Below are 3,701 nucleotides of genomic sequence, written 5' to 3' on the forward strand. Positions count from 1 at the left end.
GTCGGGGGGTGCCCGCCCGCAGCGTGCGGCGGAAACCCACAGCGCGAATCTGAGAGGCAGAGCGCCGCACCGAGGACGGACACCCTCCCCCGGCGCGCGCCCGACCCACCCACCGCCGTAGGCGCTACCGCAACCACGCACCCCCGGACACAGGCCGCCGCAGGCACTCAGGGGCGCGGGGAACCGCGCGAGAACCTCCCCACCGGCCCGCAGGTGGACACGACGGCCCGGCCACACCAAGGGCTCGGGGAACCGCGCGACCGGCCCCCACCGGCCCGCGGTGAAAAGGGGCGCGGGGAACTGCGCGACCAGCCCCCACCCGACCGCGGTGAAAGGGGCGCAGGGAACTGCGCGGGGGAGGGTCACTCGTCGGGGGAGAAGCGCACCGCACCCGCCGGGATGTGCGCGTCGCACCAGATCCGCGCCCCCTCCCGCAGCTCGTTGTCCGCACCGACGACCGCCCCGTCGCCGATCACCGTGCCGGACAGTACGGTCCGCTCCCCCACCCGGGCCCGGCTGCCGATCAGCGAGTCGGTGATGACGGCGCCCGGCTCGATCACCGCCCCCGGCAGGATCGTGGAGCCGAAGATCCGCGCACCCTCGGCCACGAACGCGCCCTCGCCCACCACCGTCCCGCCGGTCAGTTTGGCGTCGGGCGCGACGGTCGCCGTGGGCAGGACGAGCCGGTCGCCGCAGCGGCCGGGCACGGCCGGGGAGGGGGCGCGGCCGAGGACGAGGTCGGCGGAGCCGCGGACGAACGCGGCCGGGGTGCCGAGGTCGAGCCAGTAGGTGGAGTCGACCATGCCCTGGAGGTGGGCGCCGGCGGCCAGCAGGTCGGGGAACGTCTCGCGTTCGACGGACACGGGCCGCCCGGCGGGGATCGTGTCGATGACGGAGCGCCGGAACACGTACGCGCCCGCGTTGATCTGGTCGGTGACGATCTCCTCGGGGGTCTGGGGCTTCTCCAGGAAGGCCAAGACCCGCCCGGTGTCGTCGGTGGGGACGAGCCCGTAGGCGCGCGGGTCGGTGACCTTCGTCAGATGCAGGGACACGTCCGCGCCGGTGCGGGCGTGGGTGTCGACGAGGGCGCGGATGTCGAGCCCGGTGAGGATGTCGCCGTTGAAGACGAGGACCGGCTCGTCGGGTCCCGACCGGAGCCGGGAGGCGACGTTGCGGATGGCGCCGCCCGTGCCGAGGGGTTCCTCTTCGGTGACGTATTCGAGGTGCAGTCCGAGGGAGGAGCCGTCGCCGAAGTACGGCTCGAAGACTTCGGCCAGGTAGGAGGTGGCGAGGACGATGTGGTCCACGCCCGCGGCCCGTGCTCTCGCCAGTTGGTGCGTGAGGAACGGCACCCCGGCGGCCGGGACCATGGGTTTGGGCGTGTGCACGGTGAGCGGACGCAGCCGGGTTCCCTTGCCGCCGACCAGGAGGATGGCTTCTGTCACCTGTCGTCTCTGCTTCCTGCCGGGACCGGCCGAACTGTCTTTCGGCCGGCCAGTGTATGCAGACCTTTCCCTGCTGGTCAGCCGGGTCGGGCCTGCCCGGCGTCAGCGTCCCTGGAGGCGCGCCGCAGTCGAGCGGGCCGTGCCGAGCTTGCCGTAGAGCTGCTTTCCTGGGCACTCCGTGGCGAAGCCGTCCCGGTGACCAGAGATGACGTTCAGTCGTACCTTCGTACCTTTTCGGTAGAGATTGCCACCGCCGGACGTGAGGTATGTCGTGCCTTTCGGATTCATGCCGTAGAGGCCCAGCTTCCAGGCGGTCAGGCGGGCGACGCCGTCCAGCGTGGCAGCGGGTGGTTTCGCGGAGGTGAAAGTGCCGAGTACGGCGATGCCCATGCTGTTGGTGTTGAAGCCGAGGGTGTGGGCGCCGAGGACGGGCTTGGCGACGCCGCCGGCGCGTCCTTCGTAGATGGTGCCGCACTTGTCGACGAGGAAGTTGTAGCCGATGTCGCGCCAGCCCATGCTCTTGACGTGGTAGCGGTAGATACCGCGGATGACCGAGGGGGCCTGCGCGCAGGTGTAGTTGTTGCCGGTCGCCGAGTGGTGGACGAACGCGGCCTTGACCTTGCTGGTGTAGACGAACTTCTTCTCGCGGAGCTTCTCGTCGGCGCCCCAGCCCTTGCGGGTGACGATGGCCGGGCGGGGCCCGATCTTGGGCGCGGCGAGTTGATCGGACGTCAGGGCGGCGTCGGGGAGGGCGAGTAGTTCGCGTCGGGTCTGCTCCTGGTCGAGGGCGGGGATCTCGGCGGCGCCGAGGGGGACGCCCGCGAGGGCGGTGTTGGCGTCGGAGGCGGCGCGGGTCTCGGCCGTCAGGGCGGCGGAACCGGCCTCGCCGGGGGTGTCCAGGCGCCCGCGGGGCGTGTCCACGGGGGCGTGCCGCACCCGCCCGCCACGCCCGCCGCCGTCGGCACCGGGGTCGTCGGCACCGGGGTCGACGAGCTCCAGACGCATCCCTTCGGGCAGCCCGGGTGCGGTGGCCGGGTCGGCCCGGTCGGCCGGGGCGGGGGGCTCGGCCCGCACCCGGATCTCGACACCGTCGGAGTCGCCGACCCACAGGGGAGCGGTGGCGCCGCGGACATGACCGGAGGTGCGTTCGACGCTGCCGGGGTCGGCGCCATGGGCGACGTTGTGGGTCTCGACGTCCTGCCAGCCGGACCAGGTGCCGGTACCGGCGGCACGGGTGCGGACCTGGACGCGGCCGTGCAGTTCGGCGTACGGGTCGTTCCAGACGACGCCGATGAGGGAGAAGCGGCGTACGTCGTTCCGTACGAGACGGACCTCGGCGTTCGCGGCCCGGTTCCGGCCGGCGGGGGCGAGAGGGAGCGACTGGGTGCTGCCGGAGAGGCCGAGACTGTCCGGACGGCGGTCCGCCGCATCCCGTTCCGGGGACTGCGCTCCCTCCACCGGCACCTTCGCGGCCGGTGCCGGGAGCGCGGGCGTCGCGGCGGCGGGCGGAGTCAGCGGAAGGGCGAGAGCGGCGGCGCAGGTGACGCCGATCGAGGTAGCAAGCATTCCACGCATGCCCCTGATCCTGGACATAGTCATACATATCTGTCCATCGGGGAATTGACGGGGCGTCTGCCGTGGTTCCGCCGAACGCGTGGCGTGGCCGGGAGCGGAGTGCGCCCCCGCCGCCGGGCCGGGCGGCGTACGCTTGCGCGGGTGAATGCCACCGATCGCACCCCTGCCGACCTGCTGAGTTCCGCGCTCGCCGCGGACCCCTCGCGCCCGCTGGTGACCTTCTACGACGATGCCACCGGCGAACGGGTCGAACTGTCCGTGGCCACCTTCGCCAATTGGGTGGCCAAGACCTCGAACCTCCTCCAGGACGGAATGTCCGCCGAACCCGGCGACCGGGTCGCGCTGCTGCTGCCCGCGCACTGGCAGACGGCGGTGTGGCTGCTGGCGTGCGCGTCGGTGGGCGTCGTCGCGGACGTCGAGGGCGACCCGGCGAAAGCGGACTTCGTCGTCGCCGGGCCGGGGCGGTTCGAGGCGGGGCTGGCGTGCCGGGGGGAGCGTTACGCGCTGTCGCTGGCGCCGCTGGGGCGGCGGTTCGTGCCGGGGCCGCCGGAGGGGTACGGCGATTACGCGGTGGACGTGCCGAGCTTCGGCGACCGGTTCGCGCCCTACGCGCCCGTCGATCCTGAGGCGCCGGCGCTGATCGTGGCGGGGGCGGAGTTCACCGGCGCGGAGATCGTGGAG

3 protein-coding genes are annotated in these 3,701 nt (G+C 72.9%); 1 reads left to right on the plus strand and 2 read right to left on the minus strand.

Annotated features, from left to right (window positions below; translation table 11 throughout):
* Positions 1-362: 362 nt before the first annotated feature.
* Complete coding sequence (locus MTQ10_RS28825; RefSeq protein WP_247473300.1) at positions 363-1,445, minus strand: sugar phosphate nucleotidyltransferase; 1,083 nt, start codon at positions 1,443-1,445, stop codon at positions 363-365.
* 102 nt (positions 1,446-1,547) lie between these two features.
* Positions 1,548-3,020, minus strand: coding sequence for a peptidoglycan recognition protein family protein (locus tag MTQ10_RS28830; RefSeq protein ID WP_247473301.1), 1,473 nt, complete (start codon positions 3,018-3,020; stop codon positions 1,548-1,550).
* A gap of 141 nt (positions 3,021-3,161) precedes the next feature.
* On the opposite strand from MTQ10_RS28830, the gene MTQ10_RS28835 reads away from it, so the two are divergent.
* On the plus strand, positions 3,162-3,701 hold a 540-nt coding region (locus MTQ10_RS28835; protein WP_247473302.1), incomplete at its 3' end, for a TIGR03089 family protein.

The organism is Streptomyces sp. XM83C (assembly GCF_023072675.1).
Classification (GTDB): Bacteria; Actinomycetota; Actinomycetes; order Streptomycetales; family Streptomycetaceae; genus Streptomyces; species Streptomyces thermocoprophilus.

Excerpts from the sequence above, each read along its gene's own strand:
- MTQ10_RS28830 (WP_247473301.1), bottom strand. The coding sequence starts at position 3,020 with ATGCGTGGAATGCTTGCTACCTCGATCGGCGTCACCTGCGCCGCCGCT.